Source organism: Barrientosiimonas humi (genome assembly GCF_006716095.1).
Classification (GTDB): domain Bacteria; phylum Actinomycetota; class Actinomycetes; order Actinomycetales; family Dermatophilaceae; genus Barrientosiimonas; species Barrientosiimonas humi.
This window is the reverse complement of record NZ_VFOK01000001.1, coordinates 1,964,257-1,980,279: the sequence shown is the minus strand read 5'-3', so window position 1 is coordinate 1,980,279 and position 16,023 is coordinate 1,964,257. Positions and strand designations below refer to the sequence as shown.

Genomic DNA, 16,023 nt, shown 5'->3' with positions numbered 1-16,023 from the left:
CCGCGGTCAGCGCCGCAGGCGCTGCAACCGCTCGACGCCCTCGGTGACCACCGCGTCGTCCTTGCAGAACGCGAACCGCAGCAGGCTCGCGTTGGCCGCCGGGTCGTCGTGGAAGGCCGACACCGGGATCGCGACGACGCCGCACAGCTCCGGCAGCTTCCAGCACAGCTCGGTCGCGTCGGTCCACCCCAGCGGCGCTGCGTCGGCCACCGCGAAGTAGGTGCCCTGCGGCAGCCACGCCTCGAACCCCGCGCTGCGCAGTCCGTCGACCAGCAGGTGCCGCCGGCGGTCCAGGTCGGTGCGCAGTTCCGCGAGGAAGTCACCGCCGTGCCGCAGCCCCTCGGCCACGGCCAGCTGGAACGGGCCGCCGCCGGAGAAGGTGAGGTACTGCTTCACGGTGAGCGCCGCCTGCACCAGCTCGGCGGGCCCGGACAGCCAGCCGACCTTCCACCCGGTGAGCGAGAACGACTTGCCGGCCGAACCGATGGTCAGGGTGCGCTCGGCCATCCCGGGCAGGGACGCCATCGGCACGTGCTCGGCGCCGTCGAACGTCAGGTGCTCGTAGACCTCGTCGGTCACCACCACCGCGTCGAACTCGCGGGCGAGGTCGGCCACCAGCTGCAGCTCGGCGCGCGTGAACACCTTGCCGGTCGGGTTGTGCGGGGTGTTCAGCAGCACCACGCGGGTGCGCGGTGAGAAGGCGGCGCGCAGCTCGTCCTCGTCGATGGCGTACGTCGGCGCGCGCAGGGTGCACGTGCGGTGCTCCGCGCCGGCGAGGGCGAACATCGCGGTGTAGGAGTCGTAGTAGGGCTCGAAGGTCACCACCTCGTCGCCGGGTGCGCACAGCGCGAGCACGCTCGCCGCGATCGCCTCGGTCGCGCCGACCGTGGCGATGACCTGGGTCTCCGCGTCGAGCTCGAGGCCGTAGCGGGTGCGCTGGTGCTCGGCCACCGCCTCGCGCAGCGCGGGCACGCCGCGGCCGGGCGGGTACTGGTTCGCGCCGCCGTCGCCGGTGGCGATCGCCCGCTCGGCGGCGTCCTTGATCAGGGCGGGGCCGTCGGTGTCGGGGAAGCCCTGCCCGAGGTTGACCGCACCGGTGCGGGTCGCCAGCTGCGACATCTCCGCGAAGATCGTGGTGCCGAACCGGCGCATGCGAGGCACGAGGGGAGTGTCCATCCCCGCCAGCGTACGGCCGGTGAGATTTCCGCAGAACGGCGCTGCTGGCGTACGCTGGAGACACGACCCGTCCCGACGGGTCGAATTCGCGTGTCCTGCTCCGGCTGCCTTGCCGGGGCGCGCGTCCGCAGTCCGCCACCTCGCGTGGCGGGGGTGCGCGTCAGGACACCAGGCATGACGCCCTCGAGGCGTCGAACAACTGGAAACCTCACAACGAAAGGCGGACCTCGGCATGGCCGTCGTCACCATGCGCCAGCTCCTGGAGAGCGGCGTCCACTTCGGGCACCAGACCCGTCGCTGGAACCCCAAGATGAAGCGCTTCATCATGACCGAGCGCAACGGCATCTACATCATCGACCTGCAGCAGTCGCTGACCTACCTCAACGACGCGTACGACTTCATCAAGCAGACCGTGGCCCACGGCGGCACGATCCTGTTCGTCGGCACCAAGAAGCAGGCGCAGGAGTCGATCGCCGAGCAGGCGACCCGGGTCGGGATGCCCTACGTCAACCACCGCTGGCTCGGTGGCATGCTCACCAACTTCAACACCGTCCACAAGCGTCTGACCCGGCTCAAGGAGCTCGAGGAGATCGACTACGACGACGTGGCGGGCTCGGGCCGCACCAAGAAGGAGCTGCTCGTCCTCAAGCGCGAGAAGGACAAGCTCGAGCGCACCCTGGGCGGTATCCGTGACATGGCCAAGGTGCCGTCGGCGGTCTGGGTCGTCGACACCAAGAAGGAGCACCTGGCGGTCACCGAGGCGCGCAAGCTGAACATCCCGGTCATCGCGATCCTCGACACCAACTGCGACCCCGACGAGGTCGACTACAAGATCCCGGGCAACGACGACGCGATCCGCTCCGTCACGCTGCTCACCCGCGTCGTCGCCGACGCCGTCGCCGACGGTCTGATCTCGCGCTCGCAGGGCAAGTCGGGCGAGAGCGCCGACGCCGCCCAGGAGCCGATGGCCGAGTGGGAGCGCGAGCTGCTGGCCTCCGAGGGTGCGGCTGCCGACAGCGACACCGTCACCGGCCCGACCTCCACCGCGAAGGCCGCCGACGAGACCGCCGCGGTCGACACCGCCGGCGCCCCGGCCGAGGAGACCACCGCGGTCGCCGAGGCCACCGAGCGCCAGGCCGCCGAGGTCTCCGAGGGCGTCGCCCAGGGCGAGCAGGCTCAGGGCGAGCAGGCCAAGGGCGAGCAGCAGGCCTGAGCCGGCTGCGTCGTACATCCACCGCTGACATTCGCGAAGGAGCGAAGCACGCACATGGCGAACTACACCGCCGCTGACATCAAGTCCCTGCGCGAGCAGACCGGCGCCGGCATGCTCGACGTCAAGAAGGCGCTCGACGAGGCCGACGGCGACCAGGGCAAGGCCGCCGAGATCCTGCGGGTCAAGGGCCTCAAGGGCGTCACCAAGCGCGAGGGGCGCTCGGCGTCCAACGGCCTGGTCGCTGCCGCCGTCGAGGGCGGCGTCGGCACGATGCTGGAGATCAACTGCGAGACCGACTTCGTCGCCAAGGGCGCGAAGTTCGGCGAGTTGGCCGAGCGGGTGCTGGGCCAGGCCGTCAAGGTCGGCGCGGCCGACCCGCAGGCGCTGCTCGCGAGCGACCTCGACGGCAAGACCGTCCAGGAGGTCCTCGACGAGGCCAACGCCGCGATCGGCGAGAAGATCGAGCTGCGTCGCCTGGCGCGCCTCGAGGGCGACAACGTCGTGGCCTACCTGCACAAGACCAGCCCCGACCTGCCCGCGCAGATCGGCGTCCTGGTGGCCACCGCCGGTGGCGACGAGCAGGTGGCTCGCGACGTCGCGATGCACGTGGCGGCCTTCAGCCCCACCGTCCTCAGCCGTGACGAGGTCGACCCCGCCACGGTCGAGAACGAGCGTCGCGTCGCCGAGGCCACGGCGAAGGAGGAGGGCAAGCCCGAGGCTGCGCTCCCCAAGATCGTCGAGGGCCGGGTCAACTCCTACTTCAAGGACAACGTGCTCCTGGAGCAGCCGTTCGCGAAGGACACCAAGAAGACCGTCGGCAAGGTCGCCGAGGAGGGCGGCGCGACGGTCACCGGCTTCGCCCGCTTCAAGGTCGGCGTCTGACCGGACGCGCAATCCGTCGGCGGCGGTTCCGTGTGGCGCCTTCTGGCCGCCCCGGCATCGTCGACGGCGGCACATGAAGTACGACGGCGGCACAGATAACTTCTGTGCCGCCGTCGTGGTTTCTGTGCCGCCGTCGTCGGGCGCTGGGAAACGCGGGAAGTTCCGCCTGTGGATAGCGTTTCGCGGCCCGCTCGGCTGTCAGGTTTGGCCCATGGAACAGGTCGAACTTGCCGCCATGGTGCTCTCGACGGCGCAGCGCCGGCGCGCGGGCGGGGGTGACTACGTGCGGCTGCGGCGTGATGCGTACGTCCGCGCCGACGCGTGGACCGAGCTCGACGCCCGCAGTCGCCACCTGGTGCGGGCGCACGAGGTCACAGCTCGTCGGGACGAACCGCCGCTGCTGTGCGGGCCCAGCGCTGCGGCCGTCTGGGGTCTGCCGATCATCGGAGCGTGGTCCGACGACGTCGAGGTGCTCGTGCCGGACGGTGCGCCCGGCAGCCGGCCGGGCATCAGGCGGCGCCGCACCACCGTCCTGCCACAGGGCGAGCTGCGCTCCGGTCTGCTGGTGACTTCCGCCGCACGGACCGTGATCGACGTCGCCCGGACCAGCCCCGAGTCCGGCCTCGCGGCGGCCGACCACGCGGTGCGCATCGGTCTGGTGACGCAGGAGGAGCTGCGCGCCGAGGCGCTGGCCGTGCCGCCGCGAGCCGGCGGACGCCAGGGCGCCCAGGCTGTGGCGGCCCTGGCGGATCCCCTGGCCGAGTCCACCGGTGAGTCACTGAGCCGGTTCGGGTTCTGGCAGCTGGGCTTCCCGCGCCCGCGACTCCAGGTGGAGTTTCATGACGCCGCCGGGTTCATCGGGCGGACCGACGCGTTCTGGGAGGCAGCGCGGCTCATCGGTGAGTTCGACGGCCGGGTGAAGTACCGGGTGCCTCCGAACGCCACTCCTGACCAGGCCTCGAAGGTCTTGTGGGACGAGAAGCGACGGGAGGACCGGCTGCGGCGCGTCGTCGCCGGCGTAGCCCGGTGGACGTGGCGCGAGGCGCTGCACCGCGAACGGCTGCGCGCTGTCCTGATCGGCCACGGCCTGCGCCCGAGCGACCAGCCCTGGTTCGACCCGGTGACGCTCGAGCTGCTGTGAGTCGGCTCGCGGGCTCACCGCCCCGGCATCGTCGACGGCGGCCCACGCAGCGTCTTCTGGCCGCGTCTCCTCCTCCGGGTCGGCTCGCAGGCTCACCGCCCCGGCATCGTCGACGGCGGCCCACGCAGCGTCTTCTGGCCGCGTCTTCTGGCCGCGTCTCCTCCTCCGGGTCGGCTCGCAGGCTCACCGCCCCGGCATCGTCGACGGCGGCCCACGAAGTACGACGGCGGCACAGATAACTTCTGTGCCGCCGTCGTGGTTTCTGTGCCGCCGTCGTCGGGGAGGGCGAGTCCCCGGGCGCGGGAGGCCGGGCGCGGGCGTACGCCCGGGCCGGGCGGGCGGGGACGGCCGGGTCAGCTGGTGGCGGTGGTGGCCGTGGGGCTGGGGGCGGCGGCCAGGGCCCGGGCGAGGTTGGCCCCGAGCACCTTGGCGCCCTCGACGCTGGGGGTCGTCGCGTTGTAGGAGAAGCGCGTCTCGGTCCAGCCGAAGTCGTCGGTGCGCAGCGTGCTCCACGGGTCGACGAACTGCCACCCGTTGTCGGTGGCGGCCTGGCGCAGCGCGCTGTTCCAGGAGCCCAGCGTCGCCGGGCTCAGCCCGCGGGCGGGGCCCAGCGCGGCCACGACGAAGCTGCCGGGGGAGTCGGGCGAGACGGCGGTCTGCAGGTCCTTCAGCGACCCGATCACCTGGTCGATGCTGCGGCCGGCGTACGCGTCGCTCAGGCCGAGGAACGCGACGTGCAGGTCGGCGTCGACCTCGGGCGGGTCCGAGGCGGCGCGGGCGGTGGTCTCGCCGGTCGTGGCCTCGCCGCCGACGTAGCGCAGGCCCTGGTCGGACAGGTATCCCACCCAGGAGCGGTCGGGCAGCTGCTGCGGGTCCTCGATCGACCCGCCGCCGGCGCTGATCGCGTCGCCGTAGACAGCCACCGTGCGTCCCTGGGAGGCGGCGCTGCTGGGCGTCGACGCGGGCCCGGGGGTGCTGGGCGAGGCGGCCGTGGGGCCGCCCTGGCCGGACGCGGCGGGGGAGTCGGGGGCCGACTGCGGCCGCAGCGCGAGGACGCACAGCACAACGGTGACGGCAGCCAGTGCGAGCAGACCGAGGGTCGACGCCGAACGGCGCACCGCTGCCATGGGACCTCCGTGGAACCAAAGGGGTGGAGCCGGGCGACTCCGGCGACGAACGTACCAGCGCCGGTGCCCGAACCCGTGGCTCGACTCGGGTTCGGGCCCTCTCGTGTGGAAGACTGCCTCGACCGCCCACACCGCACGACGGAGGCTCCCGCGTGACCCCTGATCGCCCTGACCCCGACCAGACGCGATTCCTGCTGAAGCTGTCGGGCGAGGTGTTCGGCGGCGGGCAGGTCGGCCTCGACCCCGACGTGGTCAAGAGCATCGCCTCCCAGATCGCCGACGCGTCCCGCGAGGGGATCCAGATCTGCGTCGTCATCGGCGGCGGCAACTTCTTCCGCGGCGCTGAGCTGCAGACCAAGGGCATGGACCGGGTGCGCGCCGACTACATGGGGATGCTCGGCATCGTCATGAACTGCCTGGCGCTGCAGGACTTCCTTGAGAAGGAAGGCATCGACACGCGCGTGCAGACCGCGATCACCATGGGTCAGGTGGCCGAGCCGTACATCCCGCGTCGCGCGATCCGGCACATGGAGAAGGGCCGCGTCGTGATCTTCGGCGCCGGCATGGGCATGCCGTTCTTCTCCACCGACACCGTCGCGGTGCAGCGCGCCCTGGAGAGCCGCTGCGACGCGGTGCTGGTCGCCAAGAGCGGCGTCGATGGCGTCTACACCGCCGACCCCAAGACCGACCCGACCGCCACCCGCATCGACGAGCTGACCTATCAGGAGGCGCTCGAGCGCGAGCTGCGCGTGGTCGACCAGACCGCGTTCTCGCTGGCCGCCGAGAACAAGATCCCGATGGTCGTGTTCGCGATGGAGGAGGAGGGCGCCATCACCCGGGCCCTCCAGGGTGAGAAGATCGGGACCAGGGTGATGCCGGCCTGAGGCCGGGCACCGTACGTTCGCACCACCCACTGCGCAGCACGAGGAGTTCGCCCATGGACGGCAGCATCGAAGAGAGCCTGCTCGAGGCCGAGGAGAAGATGGAGAAGGCCGTCGAGGTCGCCAAGGAGGACCTCGCGGGCATCCGCACGGGTCGGGCGAACGCGGGCATGTTCAACAAGCTCGAGGTCGACTACTACGGCGCGCCGACGCCGCTGCAGCAGCTGGCCTCGTTCCAGACGCCCGAGGCGCGCACCATCCTCATCCAGCCGTTCGACAAGGGCTCGATGGCCGCCATCGAGAAGGCGCTGCGCGAGTCCGACCTGGGCGTCAACCCCAGCAACGACGGCAACCTGATCCGCATCGTGCTGCCGCAGCTCACCGAGGAGCGGCGCCGCGACTACATCAAGCTGGCCCGGCAGAAGGGCGAGGACGCCAAGGTCTCGGTGCGCAACATCCGGCGCAAGGCCAAGGACGAGATCGACCGCTTCGTCAAGGACGGCGACGTGGGCGAGGACGACGGCAACCGCGCCGAGAAGGACCTCGACGGCCTCACCAAGAAGCACGTCGACCAGGTCGACGAGCTGCTGAAGCGCAAGGAGACCGAGCTGCTCGAGGTCTGAGCAGCCGCCGAGCGACATGACCACCGAGACGCCGCCGCCCAGCAGCCGGCGCGAGCTGCGCGCCGCCGGCGGCAGCGGCGGCTCCAAACCCGCCGGCCGCGCCGGGCGCAACCTGCCCGTCGCGATCGGCGTCGGGGTGGGGCTCGGCGCCGTCGTGCTGGCGTCGCTGCTGTTCGACAAGCGGTTCTTCGTCGCGCTGGCGACGCTCGCCTCGATCGTCGGGGCGGTCGAGATGCTGCAGGCGCTCGGCAAGGGGCGGGTGCACCCGCCGTGGGTCCCGACGCTGGCGGCGGCTGCCGCCGTGCCGGTGTCGGCGTACGTCTGGGGCCCGTCCGCGCTCGCGCCCGCCGTGGTCATCGCGGTCCTGGTGGTCATCGTGTGGGGTGCGAGCGGGCACGGCGCCGACGTGCCGCGCGACACGGCCGGTGGCGTGCTCACGGTGATCTACGTGCCGGCGCTGGTGGCGTTCGCGATGCTGCTGGTGCGGCCCGACGACGGCATGCAGCGCATCGTCGTGTTCATCGTGGTGACGATCGCGAGCGACATCGGTGGCTATGCCGCGGGGGTGCTGTTCGGGAAGCACCCGATGGCGCCGACGGTCAGTCCCAAGAAGTCCTGGGAGGGCTTCGCCGGGTCGGTCGTCTGGTGCGTCGCGGCCGGCATCCTCACCGTCGTCTACCTCCTCGACAGCGCCTGGTGGATCGGCCTGCTCCTCGGCCTCGCCGTCGTGGTCGCGGCGACCGTCGGCGACCTGTGCGAGTCGATGATCAAGCGCGACCTCGGCATCAAGGACATGAGCAACCTCATCCCCGGCCACGGCGGCCTGATGGACCGGCTCGACTCGATGCTGCTGTCGGTGCCCGTGACGTGGGCCATCCTCACCTTCGTCAGCACCACCTGACCTCCCCGAGCTCCCCGAGCCCCGCGACCCACCCCGCCCGAGCACGACCGAGAAGGCGACCCCGACATGACCGACCTGCCGACCCCCACCACCCGCCGCCCCGAGCCGGGGCAGCTGACCTTCACCGCGCCGCGGCGCGGCAAGCCGCCGAAGCACCTGGCCGACCTCGACCCGGCCGAGCGCAAGGCGGCCGTGGAAGCGCTGGGCCACAAGGGTTTTCGCGCCAAGCAGCTGTCCACCCACTACTTCGAGCGGCTGGTCGACGACCCCGACCAGATGACCGATCTGCCCAAGGACGCACGCACCGAGCTGGTCGAGGGGCTGCTGCCCCAGCTGCTGACCCCGGTGCGCGAGCTGCAGGCCGACGCCGGCGCCACGATCAAGCAGGTCTTCCGGCTGTTCGACGGCGCCCTCGTCGAGTCGGTGCTCATGCGCTACCCCGGCCGGGTGACCATGTGCATCTCGAGCCAGGCCGGCTGCGGCATGAACTGCCCGTTCTGTGCGACCGGGCAGGAGGGGCTGACCCGCAACCTGACCACCGCCGAGATCGTCGAGCAGGTCGTGGCCGGCGCCCGTGCGCTGCGCCACGGCGACCTCGCCGGCGGCGACGAGGCCGACCGAGAGGCGCCGCTGCGGGTCTCCAACGTCGTGTTCATGGGCATGGGTGAGGCACTGGCCAACTACCGCCAGGCGATCAACGCGATCCGCCGGCTCACCGACCCCACCCCCGACGGTCTCGGGATGTCCGCGCGCGGCATCACCATGTCGACCGTCGGCCTGGTCCCGGCGATCGACAAGCTCGCCGCCGAGGGCATCCCCGTCACGCTGGCGCTGTCGCTGCACGCACCCGACGACGAGCTGCGTGACGAGCTGGTGCCGATCAACACCCGCTGGAAGGTCGACGAGGCGATCGACGCGGCCTACCGCTACTACCGCACCACCGGCCGGCGGGTGTCGATCGAGTACGCCCTCATCAAGGACATCAACGACCAGGGCTGGCGCGCCGACCTGCTCGGCGAGAAGCTCAGCCGCCGCGGCAAGGGATGGGTGCACGTCAACCCGATCCCGCTCAACCCGACCCCCGGCAGCAAGTGGACCGCGTCGCGCCCCGGCGTCGAGCAGAACTTCGTCGAGCGGCTGCGGGCGCACGGCATCCCGACGACGATCCGCGACACCCGCGGCTCGGAGATCGACGGTGCCTGCGGGCAGCTGGCGGCCGCCACCGCCTGACCCGGCACCACGCGTACGCCCTGCGCCGACAAACAGATTCGGGCGCCACCCATCCGTGTGACCTGTGTCTCCGAACTCCTGGCACCAACGGTCACCAGGAAGGGATCGACACGATGCGCCGGACCACCAAGCTCGCCCTCGCGGCACCTGCCGCCTGCGCCATGCTCCTCGCCTCCGCGACGGGAGCCATGGCCGACGAGAGCTACACGATGAAGCTCACCGACACGATGGGCAACAAGAGCGGGTCGACCTCGACCGCGACGCTCACCATCGACGGCGACAACCTCACCGTCGACATCAAGGGCAAGGGCTTCACGCCCAACTCCCCGCACGCGCAGCACTTCCACGGGTCGTTCACCGAGGCCAAGAAGTTCATGTGCCCCGGGCCCGACCAGGACAAGGACGGCGACGGCCAGGTCAACGTGGAGGAGGGCGTCCCGATGTACGGCGACGTGGTCCTCTCGCTCACGACCGAGGGCGACACCAGCCCCAAGAGCGGCCTGGCCATCGAGCGCATGCCGAAGGCCGACGCCCAGGGCAACCTGTCCTACCGCCGCACGATCGCGCTGCCCGCCGGCGCCGGCGCCAAGCTGCGCAACCTGCACATCGTGCAGCACGGCCTCGACGCCAACGGCAACGACAAGTACGACATGGAGGCGCTCGGCGAGTCCTCGTTCGCGAAGTCGTTGGGCGTCAACGGGATTCCCGAGGAGGCCACCAACCCCGCGACGTGCGGCATGGTGAGCGCCGCCTCGGTCGGCAACCCGCCCTCCGGCGGCGTCGACACCGGCAACGGCTCCACCGAAGGCGTCGAGGCGGCCGTGCCGATCGGTCTCGGCGTGGTCGCGCTGGGTGCCGCCGGCCGGGCCTGGATGGTCCGTCGTCGCACGGGCGACGAGAGCTGATCGATGCCCGACAGCAGTGGCCGCGGCCGGCGCCGTCGTGCGTCGGCCGTGGCCGCGGTGCTCGCCCTGACCGGGGTCGGGCTGATCTCGTACGGCATCGCCCAGCAGGTGGGTGACCCGCCCTCGCCGAACCCCCAGCTCGCCAACGCCGGTCACGGGAATCACGGTGCAGCGCAAGGCAGCTCGGGCACCAGCCAGGGTGCGGACCCGACTCCTGGGCCGGCCGCGAGCTCGTCCGGCGGCGGGCCGGCTCCGGCACCCGGTGCCGCCGGCGGGCGGACGGGGCAGGCGTACGTCCAGCCCTCCGGGAAGCTGATGGCGCGAGCCACGCCCACGACCATGCGGCTCCCGGCCCAGGACATCGCCGGCAAGGTCATCCAGCTCGGGCTGCAGCCCAACGGTGAGATGGCGGTGCCGCAGAACGGCACCGACACCGGGTGGTTCAGCAAGAGCCCGACGCCGGGCGAGCTGGGCCCCTCGATCGTCGTCGGCCACGTGACCTGGCAGGGCAAGCGCGGGGTGTTCTTCGACCTCGGCGCCACCAAGCCCGGGCAGCGGGTCGAGGTCGACCGGGCCGACGGGACCACCGCGGTCTTCCAGGTCGACGCGGTCGAGCAGTACCCCAAGGCGAAGTTCCCGACCCAGAAGGTCTACGGCGCCACCGACCGCGCCGAGCTGCGGCTGATCACCTGCGGCGGGGTCTACGACGGGGACGCCCAGACCCACCTCGACAACATCGTCGTCTTCGCGCGGCTGGTCGGCACGCGCGGCTGACCTCCGGCGCAGGAGGGGGAGCGAGGCGTGCCGGCCCGGCACGCCTCGCTCAGCGCTGGGCGCCGGCGGGGCGCAGCAGCAGGTCGGCCGCCTCGGCGGTGGTGTCGACCAGGTGCACCGCGCCCGCCATCCGGCGACCTGCGGCGAGCGCCTCGAGGGCGGGCCAGACGGGGACGGTCCGGGTCCACTGCTCGCGACCGACCAGCACCAGCGGCGGCAGCCGGACGTCGTCGGGGGCGTAGTAGAGCGGGGTCACCGCCTGGAAGATCTCCTGCACCGTGCCGGCCGCGCCGGGCAGCACCACGATGCCGTCGGTGCACCGGTTGATCAGCAGGTCCTCGCGCAGCGCGTTGGAGAAGAACTTCGCGATGAGCGAGGCGAACAGGTTGGGCGGCTCGTGGCCGTAGAACCAGGTCGGCACGCCCACGCTGGTGACGTCGGCCGGGGTCGTCGCGAGGCGGTCGCCGGCGACCCGCTCGCGCACCTGCCACGCCGAGCGCGCCCAGTCGTCGATCGACGGCCGGAACGACGGCACCGCGGCGAGGTCGGTCAGCGCCGCCTCGAGCTCGACCTCGGTGCGGCAGATGCCGCCGAGGTTTCCCGCCTCCATCGCCCCCGGGCCGCCGCCGGTCAGCACGACCCGGCCGCTGGCCGCGATCGCCATCCCGAGCAGCGCTGCGTCGGCGTACTCCTGCGTGCCGCGCTGCACCGCGTGGCCGCCCATCACGCCCACGACGCCGCGGCCGTCGAGCAGCTCGTTCAGCGCGTCGGTCATCGAGTGGTCGTGGATCGAGCGCAGCAGCGTGACGAACGCGTCGTTGGCGAGGCTCGCCTCGCGCGACCAGGCGTACGCGGTCGCGTCGGGGGTGGTGGCGTAACCGCGCTCGAGCAGACCGGCGTACAGCTCGGCGGGGGTGTAGAGCCGCGCCCGGTAGGGGTCGACCGGCGCGGCGGGGTCGGCCGGGAAGATCGTGGCGCCGCTGACCCGCAGGTGGTGCTCCAGGTCGACGGTGAGCAGACCGCCGAGCACGACCAGCCCGGCGCAGCGCCGCTGCAGCAGTGCGGCACCCTCGGGCCCGGTCAGGTCGAGGCCCTGAAGACGCAAGCCCCACAACGTCGTTCGCGTCTCGAGCACGACGCGCAGCTGCTCCAGGTCCTCGATCTCCATGGTCGGCATGGCGCCAGTCTGGCAGCGGCCGTACGTCCTCGCGGACCGGGCGGTGTCGGCGCCTGGCCCTAGCCTCGGGAGCGTGATCCGCACCGTCGCCGTCTCGGGCTACCGCTCGCTGCGCGATCTCGTGGTGCCGCTGCACGGGCTCGACGTCATCACCGGGCCCAACGGCGCGGGCAAGTCCAACCTCTATCGCGCGCTGCGGCTGCTCGCGGCGTGCGGGCAGGGCGACGTGGTGTCCTCGCTCGCGCGCGAGGGCGGGCTGAGCTCAGCGCTGTGGGCCGGCCCGGCGTCGCTCGACGGCGCGCGCCGCGGTGGGCACGAGGTGCAGGGCACGGTGCGCAAGGGCCCGATCAGCCTGCGGCTCGGGTTCGCCTCCGACGACCTCGGCTACCTCGTCGACCTGGGGCTGCCGCCGCAGGCGCCGGGATACGAGTCGGCGTTCCTGCGCGACCCCGAGATCAAGCGCGAGGTCGTCTTCAGCGGCCCGGTGATGCGGCCCGCGACGGTGCACGTGCGCCGCCGCTGGTCGGTCGTCGAGGCGCGCGAGGGGCGGGGCTGGACCGAGCTGACCCGCGGGCTCGCGCCGTGGGAGAGCATGCTCGACGAGCTCGCCGACCCGCAGCGCGCGCCCGAGCTGGTCGCGGTGCGGCGGGTGCTGCGCGGCTGGCGGTTCTACGACGGGTTCCGCGCCGACCCCGACTCGCCCGCCCGGCGGCCGCAGATCGGCACCCGCACCCCGCGCATGGCCGACGACGGCAGCGACCTCGCGGCGGCGCTGCAGACCATCGTCGAGCAGGACCCCGCGCCGCTGCACGAGGCGGTGGCCGACGCCTTCGACGGTGCCCGGCTCGAGGTCGACGTGCGCGACGGCCGGTTCGACGTGCTGCTGCACCAGCCCGGCATGCTGCGCCCGCTCGCGGCGGCCGAGCTGAGCGACGGGACGCTGCGCTACCTGCTGTGGGTCGCGGCGCTGCTCACCACCAACCCGCCGCCGCTCATGGTGCTCAACGAGCCCGAGACCTCGCTGCACGCCGACCTCGTGGGCGCGCTCGGGCGGCTGGTCCGCCGGGTGGCGGCCGACACCCAGGTCGTCGTGGTGACCCATTCCGGCCCGTTGACCGAGGTGCTCACAGATGACTCATTGTCCCCACAGGCCACACCGGGCCCGCTAGGGTTGTCGTCGCCTGCGCGGCTGCTGGGACTCGAGCGAGACCTCGGTGAGACGCGTGCGGTCGGCCAGGGAATGCTGACCGCACCACGTTGGGAGTGGGGCAGCCGACGCTGAGCCGTCGGGGACGGGGGCCTGCACCATGCGCGGTGGGCGCATCGACCGAACGATGGAGACCTCGATGTCCGACCGCGCACTCATCCCGAGCGCCTCGCGCCGCGCGCTGCTGCTCGGCACCGTCGCGGGCGCCGGCAGCCTCGCCCTGGGCGTCGGCCCGGCGGCCGCCACCGGCGCGCCCGCCCTGCTGACCGGCAGCGGCGGGGACGGCGGCCCCGCACCCAAGCGTCGCGACGACCGCGGCTTCCCGCTGCCCGACGACCCGGACGCCGTGCCCAACAGCAAGGGCCGTGCCGGCAGCGGCAAGGAGCAGACCCAGCGATCCGCCCGGGGCAAGGGCAGCGACGACGGCTCGCGCACCGCGATGTCGCTGAGCGGCGCCCCGAACTACTACGCCGGCGGCTTCCCCACGCTGCGCACCGGCACCGGGTTCTGGGACACCCGCGCCCTGCAGTACCTCCTGCTGTCGGCGGGCTTCAAGACCAACTGGGAGGAGACGTACGGCTCCTCGACCACCTCGGCCGTGCGCGCCTACCAGCAGAAGGTCGGCCTGCCCGTGACCGGCACCGCCGACCCGGCCACGCTGGAGAAGCTCACGCCGTCCACCGGCGCGGGCGCGGTGAGCTACCGCGTGTATGCCATCCAGACCTTGCTGCGCAAGCACGGCTACCGGTTCTTCGACTCCTCCGCGCCCGACATGAGCACCAACTACGGGCCGATCACGACCAAGTACGTCAAAGCGTTCCAGGCCGGGCACGGCATCGGCCCGGCGACGTTCGTCGGCTACTACACCTGGCGCACGCTGTTCGCGGCGAAGTCGACGCAGCCGATGTACCCGCTGCGCCAGGCCGACACCGGCCGCGCGCAGTGGTCCAACTGCGGCCCGGTCTCGGCGGTGACGCTGCTGATCTATCGCGGCATCACCCCGCGTGGCTGGACCTGGAACATGGACCTGCGCACCGCGGCCGTCAACGACTTCCGCTACCGCGCGATGGGTCTGGCCAACACCGCCGAGCGCGACGCCCGCGGCACGGAGTACCCCGACTTCCAGAAGGCGTTCGCGACGTACGGCCTCACCACCTGGCAGGGCGGGATCAGCGACACCCTCGCGGACGCCCGCGCCGGGCGCGCCTCGATCGCGGGCGGCGACGCGTACAAGCTGCCGTGGGACAACCACGCCAACGGCCCGGTGTCGCACTGGATGGCGGTGCTCGGCTGGGACGGCACGTACTACCTCGCGATGGACCCGCTCAGCACCCTGGCGACCAACGACATCCACCGGATCACCGAGTCGCAGCTGCGCACCTATGCCTCGACCAACCCCGGGCACCCGATCTCGACGGCGGCGAAGAACTCGATCATGCTCCGCTGACCGGCGCGGCGCCGGCGCGGCCGAGCAGCAGCGCGCTCAGCCCGACCAGGGCGGCGATGCCGGCCGCGCCGAACGCCAGCACCGCGTAGCTGCCGTGCTCGAGCACCAGCCCGGCGACCGCGCCGCAGCCGGCGCCGGCGAGCCCCATGAGCAGGTCGGCCAGGCCCTGCGTCGCCGGGCGCTCGTCCGGAGTGAGCGCCGAGGTGAGCATCGTCGACCCCGACACCAGGGTCGCCGACCAGCCGAGCCCGAGCAGGAACAGGCCGGCGGTGAGCGTGCCCGACATGCCCTGGTCGGACAGGCCTGCGAGCAGGCAGGCGGCGATCAGCAGCCCGGCGCCACCCATGGCCACGACCGGCCCGCCGAAACGGTCGACGCACCAGCCGGTCACGGGGGAGAAGGCGTACATCCCGAGGATGTGGATGCTGATCACCAGGCCGACCAGGCGCAGCGACGCCCCGCCGTGGTCCATGTGCAGCGGGGTCATCACCATCACCGAGATCATCACGGCGTGGCCGAGGGCCATCGTGACGACGCCGAGCAGCGCGCGCGGGCGCGACCGCACCAGCCGCAGGCCGTCGCGCAGCGAGCCGTGCGGGAGCGGCGCCGCGGGGTCGGCCGGGGCCTCGCGGGCGGCGGCCTCGCGGGCGAGCAGCAGCGGGTCCGGCCGCAGCCGGAGCGCGAGAACCGTTGCGGCCAGGGTGAATCCGACGAGTGCGAAGACGAAGCTGCCGGTGAGCGCCGGCAGGTCGAGCGCGTCCGCGACGCCTTCGGCGGGCCCGACCAGGTTGGGTCCCAGCACCGATCCGACGGTGGTCGCCCAGACCACCAGAGCCAGGTCGCGCCCACGGCGCGCCGGCAGGGCCAGGTCGGCACCGGCGTACCGCGCCTGGCTGTTCGACGTCGTCGCACCGCCGAACAGCAGGCTGCCGAGCAGCATCAGCGGGAACGACCCGAGGGAGGCGGCGGCCACGATCACGCCGCACCCGATCGCGGCGAGGGCATAGCCGAGCAGCAGCCCGGGGCGGCGTCCGCGCGCGGCCATCAGGCGCGCGACCGGCACGGTGATCAGCGCCCCGCCCAGCACCTGCGCGGTGGTGCCGAGGCCGCTCGCCTGCTCGGAGCCGGAGATGCGCAGCGCGAGCAGCGCCATGACGGCGATGCCGCTCGCGACGCCGACGCCGCCGAGCACCTGCGAGGCGACCAGGGTGCTGACGGTGCGGGCCTGCGCCTGCTGCAGGTCGGGCTCACCCGTGCGGAGGGACGACGTCGTCACCGGGTCAGTATGTCGCCGCCCGCGAAGCCGTGCGCGCGGGTGAGCGCGCAGGCAGGATGAGGT

The 16,023-nt window shown here is 72.5% G+C and carries 15 protein-coding genes; 11 read left to right on the top strand and 4 right to left on the bottom strand.

Annotated elements, in window-relative coordinates; genetic code table 11:
- Positions 1–6: 6 nt before the first annotated feature.
- Positions 7–1,176, bottom strand: a complete 1,170-nt coding sequence (locus FB554_RS09235) for a pyridoxal phosphate-dependent aminotransferase (protein WP_142005690.1) — start codon at positions 1,174–1,176, stop codon at positions 7–9.
- Positions 1,177–1,408: 232 nt separating this feature from the next.
- Between FB554_RS09235 and rpsB the strand changes: the two genes are divergently transcribed.
- The 3 genes from rpsB to FB554_RS09220 all read left to right on the top strand — a co-directional run bounded on the left by rpsB (position 1,409) and on the right by FB554_RS09220 (position 4,412).
- Positions 1,409–2,389, top strand: a complete 981-nt coding sequence (gene rpsB, locus FB554_RS09230) for a 30S ribosomal protein S2 (RefSeq protein ID WP_142005689.1) — start codon at positions 1,409–1,411, stop codon at positions 2,387–2,389.
- A gap of 54 nt (positions 2,390–2,443) precedes the next feature.
- Positions 2,444–3,271 (top strand): translation elongation factor Ts, encoded by an 828-nt coding sequence (gene tsf / locus FB554_RS09225; RefSeq protein WP_142005688.1) that lies wholly within the window; start codon positions 2,444–2,446, stop codon positions 3,269–3,271.
- A 211-nt stretch (positions 3,272–3,482) separates the two neighbouring features.
- Entirely contained in the window at positions 3,483–4,412 is a 930-nt protein-coding gene (locus FB554_RS09220; RefSeq protein ID WP_142005687.1) for a hypothetical protein, read from the top strand.
- 353 nt (positions 4,413–4,765) lie between these two features.
- Here FB554_RS09220 and FB554_RS09215 read toward each other — a convergent pair whose 3' ends face one another.
- On the bottom strand, positions 4,766–5,539 hold the full coding sequence (locus FB554_RS09215) for an SGNH/GDSL hydrolase family protein (protein ID WP_142005686.1): 774 nt from the start codon (positions 5,537–5,539) through the stop codon (positions 4,766–4,768).
- A gap of 152 nt (positions 5,540–5,691) precedes the next feature.
- On the opposite strand from FB554_RS09215, the gene pyrH reads away from it, so the two are divergent.
- The 6 genes from pyrH (at position 5,692) to FB554_RS17605 (ending at position 10,853) form a co-directional block, all read left to right on the top strand.
- The gene (gene pyrH / locus FB554_RS09210) at positions 5,692–6,423 is read left to right on the top strand and encodes a UMP kinase (RefSeq protein ID WP_142005685.1); all 732 of its coding nucleotides are present in this window, start codon (positions 5,692–5,694) and stop codon (positions 6,421–6,423) included.
- Positions 6,424–6,476: 53 nt separating this feature from the next.
- Positions 6,477–7,043, top strand: a complete 567-nt coding sequence (frr, locus tag FB554_RS09205) for a ribosome recycling factor (protein ID WP_142005684.1) — start codon at positions 6,477–6,479, stop codon at positions 7,041–7,043.
- 16 nt (positions 7,044–7,059) lie between these two features.
- The gene (locus FB554_RS09200) at positions 7,060–7,944 is read left to right on the top strand and encodes a phosphatidate cytidylyltransferase (protein WP_142005683.1); all 885 of its coding nucleotides are present in this window, start codon (positions 7,060–7,062) and stop codon (positions 7,942–7,944) included.
- Between the two features lie 66 nt (positions 7,945–8,010).
- Positions 8,011–9,174, top strand: a complete 1,164-nt coding sequence (gene rlmN, locus FB554_RS09195; RefSeq protein ID WP_142005682.1) for a dual-specificity RNA methyltransferase RlmN — start codon at positions 8,011–8,013, stop codon at positions 9,172–9,174.
- A gap of 113 nt (positions 9,175–9,287) precedes the next feature.
- The gene (locus tag FB554_RS09190) at positions 9,288–10,079 is read left to right on the top strand and encodes a hypothetical protein (RefSeq protein WP_142005681.1); all 792 of its coding nucleotides are present in this window, start codon (positions 9,288–9,290) and stop codon (positions 10,077–10,079) included.
- A 3-nt stretch (positions 10,080–10,082) separates the two neighbouring features.
- Positions 10,083–10,853 (top strand): class F sortase, encoded by a 771-nt coding sequence (locus tag FB554_RS17605; protein WP_142005680.1) that lies wholly within the window; start codon positions 10,083–10,085, stop codon positions 10,851–10,853.
- A 49-nt stretch (positions 10,854–10,902) separates the two neighbouring features.
- Here FB554_RS17605 and FB554_RS09180 read toward each other — a convergent pair whose 3' ends face one another.
- Positions 10,903–12,030, bottom strand: coding sequence for an LOG family protein (locus FB554_RS09180; protein WP_142005679.1), 1,128 nt, complete (start codon positions 12,028–12,030; stop codon positions 10,903–10,905).
- A gap of 73 nt (positions 12,031–12,103) precedes the next feature.
- Between FB554_RS09180 and FB554_RS09175 the strand changes: the two genes are divergently transcribed.
- Positions 12,104–13,312 carry an AAA family ATPase gene (locus tag FB554_RS09175; protein ID WP_142005678.1) on the top strand — a complete coding sequence of 403 codons (1,209 nt, stop codon included), beginning with the start codon at positions 12,104–12,106 and terminating at the stop codon, positions 13,310–13,312.
- Positions 13,313–13,376: 64 nt separating this feature from the next.
- Positions 13,377–14,684, top strand: coding sequence for a peptidoglycan-binding domain-containing protein (locus tag FB554_RS09170; RefSeq protein WP_170206828.1), 1,308 nt, complete (start codon positions 13,377–13,379; stop codon positions 14,682–14,684).
- On the opposite strand, the gene FB554_RS09165 is transcribed toward FB554_RS09170, so the two are convergent.
- Positions 14,671–15,960 carry an MFS transporter gene (locus FB554_RS09165; RefSeq protein ID WP_236022352.1) on the bottom strand — a complete coding sequence of 430 codons (1,290 nt, stop codon included), beginning with the start codon at positions 15,958–15,960 and terminating at the stop codon, positions 14,671–14,673. The two genes, FB554_RS09170 and FB554_RS09165, sit on opposite strands and share 14 nt — an antisense overlap.
- Positions 15,961–16,023 lie beyond the last annotated feature (63 nt).

Coding starts and splice junctions, on each gene's coding strand:
- frr (WP_142005684.1), top strand. CDS start 6,477: ATGGACGGCAGCATCGAAGAGAGCCTGCTCGAGGCCGAGGAGAAGATG.
- FB554_RS09190 (WP_142005681.1), top strand. CDS start 9,288: ATGCGCCGGACCACCAAGCTCGCCCTCGCGGCACCTGCCGCCTGCGCC.
- FB554_RS09235 (WP_142005690.1), bottom strand. CDS start 1,176: ATGGACACTCCCCTCGTGCCTCGCATGCGCCGGTTCGGCACCACGATC.
- FB554_RS17605 (WP_142005680.1), top strand. CDS start 10,083: ATGCCCGACAGCAGTGGCCGCGGCCGGCGCCGTCGTGCGTCGGCCGTG.
- rlmN (WP_142005682.1), top strand. CDS start 8,011: ATGACCGACCTGCCGACCCCCACCACCCGCCGCCCCGAGCCGGGGCAG.
- FB554_RS09220 (WP_142005687.1), top strand. CDS start 3,483: ATGGAACAGGTCGAACTTGCCGCCATGGTGCTCTCGACGGCGCAGCGC.
- rpsB (WP_142005689.1), top strand. CDS start 1,409: ATGGCCGTCGTCACCATGCGCCAGCTCCTGGAGAGCGGCGTCCACTTC.
- FB554_RS09180 (WP_142005679.1), bottom strand. CDS start 12,030: ATGCCGACCATGGAGATCGAGGACCTGGAGCAGCTGCGCGTCGTGCTC.
- FB554_RS09170 (WP_170206828.1), top strand. CDS start 13,377: ATGTCCGACCGCGCACTCATCCCGAGCGCCTCGCGCCGCGCGCTGCTG.
- FB554_RS09215 (WP_142005686.1), bottom strand. CDS start 5,539: ATGGCAGCGGTGCGCCGTTCGGCGTCGACCCTCGGTCTGCTCGCACTG.
- FB554_RS09200 (WP_142005683.1), top strand. CDS start 7,060: ATGACCACCGAGACGCCGCCGCCCAGCAGCCGGCGCGAGCTGCGCGCC.
- tsf (WP_142005688.1), top strand. CDS start 2,444: ATGGCGAACTACACCGCCGCTGACATCAAGTCCCTGCGCGAGCAGACC.